Here is a 6,450-nt window from a genome sequence, read left to right as displayed (position 1 = left end):
TTCCTTCTCGGGACATTGCTGGCGCAATGCCCTGCAGGGCAATGGATGATGGGCACGAACCACTGTACTGTCGACCATCTGAAGAGCGTCAGGAACGATCCTGCTCCCGGTCAAGGCTTCCAGGATCTGTTCCCAGAGCCCCGCGAGAGTCCATCGGCGGAACTGTCGGTAGAAACTCGACCACTTCCCAAACTCCTCAGGCAGGTCTCGCCATGGGGCACCTGTAGGTGCAATCCAGAAAACGCCATCAAGAACAAGGCGGTGATTGGTAGGTTTGCGCCCGTTCGGGGCACGGACCGAAAGGATGAACCGTTCAAAGAACGCCCACTCCTCGTCCGGCATTAGACTTCGTGCCAAGCTGGCCTCCATCGCAGATACCGGCTTGAATAACGATCAGAGGTCGCTGTGAATCCCTTTTGTCAACACTTCTAGATTGCACTTTTTCCATCGTTCAACCTCAAGGTCATCGAGCCTCAAGTCCACGCCGCCTTGATGAGAGAACCAGTCCGATGGAGCAACCTGATCGTCAACGCCCACTCAATTCCATGCATCCAAACTCATCTTTATTGCCTCTTTCACTGACCCACGCCTCACCCGACCGCTGTGCAAACATCCGGCGATCCATCCACTGTTGCATAGCCGCCCCAGAGTGGTTCCAGCCGGCGTTTTCAAAAACCTCAGCCAGTTCCTCATTTGAGAGGTGCTTCGACGGGCACTCCATATAGGCCGGATACCCCAACCTGCAACTTTGCGCCTGTATCCACTTGGCATCAACCCCATGCTTCCGCGCGATCTGGATATCGGAAACCTCTGCCTCAAAGTCCTTCTTCAGCAACGCATCAAAATCAACCCAAACCGCTCAAGCGCATCAAGCAACGCAGCCTGCCGGGCAGGGAAAGCCTTCCTGAGGCGCGCGCCGCTGCCGCTACAATCAACTATGGAGATTACTGCACGTGAGACCGAAACATTACTTCCGAGTTTTCACAGTACCTTGCTGCGCGCTTTACGATACCATATGAAAAATCCGGCAAAGTCGATGAACTGTAACGGAAGCAGCATGGCTATCGTACAAACAGGCCGGACACATGACCGCAACCCACTACGATCACCGCGCCAAAAACTCTTGCTAACAGGGACCAACTGCTCATGGCCACCAGCTATCACACTGGATTCACGCAGTGAGTCCCTTACGGCATTTTTGTTCAACAAAGTTCCAAAAGAACAAGCTAAACACCGTAATATTGGGATTCTAAAGGGAACATACTTCTTATACGATTTCGAGATTCGCACCCCAATTTTGGTAGATTCTTGTCGTATGATTCATTCGTACGAACCTCTGAAACTCTGGTACCGATGACCTCGGATAAAAACTCTGCTAGTTCAGCTGCGTTTTCCAAGCGAAAGATGTGGTCTACCATCAACTCCCCGTTCGAACCCGCGGCACGCGCCTCTAGGCTAAGTGGCGAAAGGTTTTCTACCGATATCCAGCTCGGCCCGAGCTCCAACCACTCTTTTCGTAGGCCAAGTTTGCCCGTGCATACCCACGTTTCAAAATCAAGCGGTGCTGAAGCATCCCAGCCATTTGTGAAGGTGTATCGGCACAAGAAATCTGGCTTGAAATATTTCCAATATGACCAAAGCATCTCGATCGGATGACGGATTGTAATTATGAAAGTTAACTTTGAGACATCGTGCCCCCGCTCACCCAGATATTCGCCAAAGTATGGAGCTGTAATATGAGGATGCAGCGATGGAAGCTGTCCTGCAAAATCAACAGCAATATCCCCAGGGGCAAGGTGAGGATCAATCATACGCCGGAGGCTGAGTGAACCACATCTTGGCTTGGACAACGCAACAAGATTCTTCGACAGCAAAGCTCTCATGATTTACCGGGAAAAATGCTACTAGGTCGATACAATTCCAGTGGCACGCCGACACTCCTAAGTTTCACGATTTTTAGGTACTCTGTAGCAATAGCAGACCGAGCAAGCAAGTTTTTGCAATGCTTTGACAATTTCACTGGCAAAGACAAATGGCATCGAGAGAAAGATAACAGAGTACCGAGTGTGTCAGCCACGCTCATCCCATCGTGGGTAACCATAGACATCAAAATCACGGGAGAAAAGTTCATTAACCAAATCTACGTGTTCCTTGGCATAAAACCGCTTCAATTTTTCGTCAGCTTTAGTTGGGCTAAATCCGACATCCGCTTGCGTTGGAAATTCGAAATCTGCACCCATTTGGTGTAAGGCGATTTTTGCGTCTTGGGCCAAATTTTCGAAACGGCCTAGAAAATCAATCTTAACAGTTGGATGCTGCAAAATTTCACACTGCGGTGTCCAGTGTTCATCGTTTGCATAAAACGATTCCTTCCTCTTCGCTTTAATCCATTCCAAGAACGTAAGAAAATTGACCGTATTCGAAGCGTAGATGTAATTTGCAATCCTGGCCCGGAAACCTTTTGGCCTATCGAATCTTTCAAACCTGATAACATCATCGAAAACTAAGTCGAAATAGTCTTTGCTTTTGGGTGAATCTATTCGTCTATTAATGCTATCAAACTTGTTCAAATAGGCCGAAAGTATGCGAGAATATGGATCGCGAACAAATGCTATTTTCTTGACATCTTCGTTACTCAGCACTTCGAAATCTTCTTTGACTGTTCTGTCAAGAAAGTGAAACCCCGATTTCTCTCTATTGTGCGCTATGTCCTTTCGATTAAAGTCTTCATGCCCTAATAGTCTTCGGAGAACAATTTTCCAATTCGTGCATGCGACTTTTGGCACATAGCCAAAAGCGATATTTTTACTTTCCAAGTAAATGAAATTCTCATGAACTCTTGAGTTCATTCTACCCTTCCGCTTGCTCCTTAGCATGACATTAACCTATAGGCGGGTGAAGGCTCTTCAAATTTAATGCGTTTCTTCCGGTTTTCAGCTAACATTATTCAAACGCTTCCTTCTTCTCTGCACCCTCCAAAGATCATTCCAATAGGAGAAACGCCAAGGTGAACATAGTGCGACAAACCACCATTTACGCTGTTCTTTGACAATCTTGAGTTCATATTTCTTACTTCTATACCGCTTCGGCAAATAAAAGTAGATATCTCGCGAAGCGTTTACCGGTATTGATGAACCTCTCAATATTATGTCTTCCAAACGCGCAATTTTTTTTAGGTTCATTTCCACTATTGAAGGATGCACGTAGTCGACAAGGCTTGACAGATTATTTTCCGCTTGAATTTCTTTGTTTCGAGCAAAAACAACGGTGCTTTGCATTGTATCCCAATCGCTGAAACTTTCATTCCAGACTGCGGGTCGAATAGGGTCGAAAAGACAAAAATTCTCAACGAGAAATAAAATTCCCCAAAAGCTTGGCCATGAAATCATCAGGCTTTCGTTCAGTTGAAACGAATTCGGTTTAGGTGTAAAAACAACAAAGTTGGCGTATTTTGCTATGGCTTCTACACTTCTCTGAGCTTCGTATAGTGAGTCTGCTGGAACTCCAGCAGTTACATGAATTACTCTATGTGAAGGATCAAATTCGCCTTGTTGGGAAACTACTTCATCCAATTGATCAAATGTTGCGATGGCAACGTTGGCAAACCCTGCTTTTTGGTACGCCTCAGACCATTCAACAGGCTTGTGTCCTTCAATGATTACAACTGAAGTCGAGCGAACGGGCCGCATCGACATAACTTGCTCTAGGGCAATGTCTCTTACTTTTGCATCACTCATTTGGAAACCATGGCTGGAGAGGGCACTGCTCGGATTCTGAATCTGGCTGCCTTGGGAAAGTATTTCGCGCGCCTGGAAGGGTCAAAAATCCACTCCCGAAATCTCAAGCATTTGGTTGACAGAAAAATAATGGGCCACTTCAGTAAATGAACTCCAACTGCTGCCTAGCAATATGGGCGCGCGGGCAAGCAACAGCATATCTGCAAGCCCGTAAACTAGTTGATCCTCTGATCGGCTGTAGTCGGTTCTAGGGAGCCAAACCGCATTGTCTGAGTATTTTGAAACGAAGGTCTCATATGCCTCTGCGTTGTCTGAAGCGAGGAATATACTGAGACTGCTGGATTCCATTAAAAGAGAATCCAATCTCTTAAAAAAGTATCCATAGTGAGACCTGTCTCTGGCCCGCCTAATCATTTCCTCTTCGGACTTTGTCCAATCACCGGGAACATCTTCTTCCTGGCGTTTCGTAGCACCCCCACTCATTCGGATGTGAACTGAGACATCATTCGGGGACCGTACGGAATCAATAAGCTCTTGAACTCGGACAGCGGGCTTTAGAGCGCGGAGAAATTTCCTCTCTTGATCGATCGTTTTGTGGTCGCCAATTATTCGGTACGCCGACTTCACAATGACATCTTGTGCCTTGTGAATTTTAGGCTTTGATAAAAAAGAATGCCTGACTGATTTGTCCATCAAATCCAGCTTTAGGGCGTTATCATAGTTTTCATTTAGATCGCTTTCAACTGCACCTTCGAATTCGAATAAGCTGGAAAAATTACAATCACAGTGTTCATCCCGTATCCACCGAATGACGAGTTCGCGTGAGGTCGCTTCAGCGTAAACTGCAGCCGATCCAATTGCCCTCAAACGGTTTCCCAAACCGTGCTGCGCATCGATTATCAGTTTTGGCCGGGAGTTGATGTGCTTTTGCGGTTGCGGTATCGACACCAGGTTCTCATTGTCTGACGAAATAGACCAAATTGCGTCATTGAGATCCAGAGTCGCCAATGCATCGTCCACAGACGATAACGGAGCGGTAATAACCGACGACCCCAATCTGGATTCCAGGGCTTGAATAGCGGCTTCTGCGCGTTCGGTTCGTGATCCAATCAGAGATGGATTTACGCCGAATGGTTGGCTTCTCCGTACTGTCGTCATGGCCTTGGCTTCTGTCAGCGAATTGAACTTGGACATAGGAGTGGAGATGTCCCACGGGGATGCTGATGTCGCCAGAATTTTGTTCAATTTAATCCAGAATATGGGAAGTGCCTCAATTTCATCCCATGCACACAAAAACTCCTTCTGGGAAGGTGCAACACGTCCGATATCCTCATGATCGATATGGCGGATTGTTTGTGATGCTACATCTTGCCTTGGAACACCCGATTGCGTGAGGCGTTCATAAAGATCATCGTCATCCCAACCGTATGTAACAATCCGTTCGTTGAAACCGTTGACGGCAAGTAGTTGATCTCGACCAACGGCAAAAAGCCCGTTCACATGTGATTGTCCTTCGGCTGCGGATGTCCAGTTTCCTGCAATCAAGAGTTCTTCGGCTAAATCGTTTTCTTCGAAAAATGTCGAGCTGAGCAGCACATCGCTGTCTACTTTGAGAATTATTGACCTGGAGGTCGCTCGAAATCCAAGGTTGTAAGCGTGCGAAAGTATCCAACTCCCTTCGTCTTCAACTCTTACTATTCGCACCCTCTGATCTTCAATGCCAGCGTCTCTCAACGTGACAGAAACCGGATACGTAGAAGACCAATCAACTATGACAACTTCGTCGACTTCATCATGGGCTAGCCAAGTCGGAATCGTTTCGGTTAAATGTGCGTTTCTATTCATGCAGCATGTAACCAATGAAACACCCTTTTGAACGCCGCAGTTGGTCACAAATCCTTTGTTAGAAGATGCCACTCTTGGCAGTTCATTTCGTAGTTCGGGGCGCTGAAGTAGTCCGACAAAAGTCGATGCAATATCTTCTCTGGACTTAGAATTCCTTTTTGACAATTGAGTGCGAACCATACTTTGGAACACAGCTCTTGCGTCTGACGGTTTATCCTGTAGAGACGCCTGAAGAGTATCCAATTTTATTTTTGAAGTATTCATTTCGCTTTCCGCGCATAGTCCAACATAAATTCGCACTGAATGTCATTTATTGGTATTTTGACATTATGTAAATTTTGTAGCTGCCCCGACTGCGGATCTTGTAAACTAACCCACAACCCCGAAGCTCTTGCTGGCACCTATCGAACTCTAGCGAGCTTTACAATACACCTGCAAGACTATGTTTGGTTCTGTCGCAAACTCCGTCTCCACCTGTTAGGCCGTGTTGACAAAAGGGATTCACGGCGACCTCTGATCGTGATTCAAGCCGGTATCTGCGACGGAGACCAGCTTGGCACGAAACTTAATGTCGGACGAGGAGTGGGCGTTCTTTGAACGGTTCATCCTTTCGGTCCGTGCCCCGAACGGGCGCAAACCTACCAACCATCGCCTTTTTCTTGATGGCGTTTTCTGGATTGCACGTACAGGTGCCCCATGGCGAGACCTACCTGAGGAGTTTGGGAAGTGGTCGAGTGTCTACCGACAGTTCCACCGATGGACTCTCGCGGGGCTCTGGGAACAGATTCTGGCAGCCTTGACCGAGAGCAGGATCGTTCCTGACGCTCTTCAGATGGTCGACAGTACAGTGGTTCGTGCCCATCATCAG

The 6,450-nt window shown here is 47.2% G+C and carries 7 protein-coding genes; 1 reads left to right on the top strand and 6 read right to left on the bottom strand.

Going from position 1 to position 6,450, the window contains the following annotated elements; all coding sequences use genetic code 11:
• The 6 genes from AC2FIP_RS20540 to AC2FIP_RS20515 form a co-directional block, all read right to left on the bottom strand.
• A partial coding sequence (locus tag AC2FIP_RS20540) for a transposase (protein ID WP_496787983.1) occupies positions 1-369 on the bottom strand: 369 nt, incomplete at its 3' end.
• A 157-nt stretch (positions 370-526) separates the two neighbouring features.
• Positions 527-835: a hypothetical protein gene (locus AC2FIP_RS20535; RefSeq protein WP_496787981.1), complete on the bottom strand. Its 309-nt coding sequence runs from the start codon at positions 833-835 to the stop codon at positions 527-529.
• Between the two features lie 391 nt (positions 836-1,226).
• Positions 1,227-1,883, bottom strand: a complete 657-nt coding sequence (locus AC2FIP_RS20530; RefSeq protein WP_496787979.1) for a hypothetical protein — start codon at positions 1,881-1,883, stop codon at positions 1,227-1,229.
• 186 nt (positions 1,884-2,069) lie between these two features.
• Entirely contained in the window at positions 2,070-2,849 is a 780-nt protein-coding gene (locus AC2FIP_RS20525; protein WP_496787977.1) for a sulfotransferase family protein, read from the bottom strand.
• Between the two features lie 84 nt (positions 2,850-2,933).
• Complete coding sequence (locus tag AC2FIP_RS20520; RefSeq protein ID WP_282021687.1) at positions 2,934-3,737, bottom strand: hypothetical protein; 804 nt, start codon at positions 3,735-3,737, stop codon at positions 2,934-2,936.
• 81 nt (positions 3,738-3,818) lie between these two features.
• Entirely contained in the window at positions 3,819-5,846 is a 2,028-nt protein-coding gene (locus AC2FIP_RS20515; protein WP_496787976.1) for a galactosyltransferase-related protein, read from the bottom strand.
• Between the two features lie 304 nt (positions 5,847-6,150).
• On the opposite strand from AC2FIP_RS20515, the gene AC2FIP_RS20510 reads away from it, so the two are divergent.
• Positions 6,151-6,450, top strand: a 300-nt coding sequence (locus tag AC2FIP_RS20510) for an IS5 family transposase (protein ID WP_496787985.1), incomplete at its 3' end; no start/stop codon positions are given.

The organism is Ruegeria sp. CDSB114 (genome assembly GCF_059611025.1).
Note: the sequence above shows the minus strand (reverse complement) of the source record. Positions and strands in the feature narration are given on the sequence as shown.

Coding starts and splice junctions, on each gene's coding strand:
- AC2FIP_RS20530 (WP_496787979.1), bottom strand. CDS start 1,883: ATGAGAGCTTTGCTGTCGAAGAATCTTGTTGCGTTGTCCAAGCCAAGA.
- AC2FIP_RS20525 (WP_496787977.1), bottom strand. CDS start 2,849: ATGAACTCAAGAGTTCATGAGAATTTCATTTACTTGGAAAGTAAAAAT.
- AC2FIP_RS20520 (WP_282021687.1), bottom strand. CDS start 3,737: ATGAGTGATGCAAAAGTAAGAGACATTGCCCTAGAGCAAGTTATGTCG.
- AC2FIP_RS20515 (WP_496787976.1), bottom strand. CDS start 5,846: ATGAATACTTCAAAAATAAAATTGGATACTCTTCAGGCGTCTCTACAG.